Source organism: Allobosea sp. Leaf344 (genome assembly GCF_001426225.1).
In the GTDB taxonomy this organism is placed as follows: Bacteria; Pseudomonadota; Alphaproteobacteria; order Rhizobiales; family Beijerinckiaceae; genus Allobosea.
In genome coordinates this window covers 1,168,697-1,168,935 of record NZ_LMRT01000001.1, presented here as the reverse complement: position 1 = coordinate 1,168,935, position 239 = coordinate 1,168,697, and the positions used below count along the sequence as shown (strand labels likewise).

Sequence of the window (239 nt, the reverse complement as noted above, 5' to 3'; positions counted from 1 at the left end):
CAACATCGTGCAGGAGATCGCCCGCCAGACCGATCTCCTGGCGCTCAACGCGGCGGTCGAGGCTGCCCGCGCCGGCGAACACGGCAAGGGCTTCGCGGTCGTCGCCTCGGAGGTGCGCAAGCTCGCCGAGCGCAGCCAGGCCGCCGCGGCCGAGATCGGCACGCTCTCGGCCGATACGGTGAAGGTGGCGCAGGAGGCCGGCGCGATGCTGGCCAAGCTCGTCCCCGACATCAAGAAGA

At 71.1% G+C, this 239-nt stretch carries 1 pseudogene; it reads left to right on the top strand.

The annotated features are described in order from the left end of the window. Positions 1 to 239: pseudogene (locus tag ASG72_RS20595) on the top strand (methyl-accepting chemotaxis protein); the annotation flags it as partial.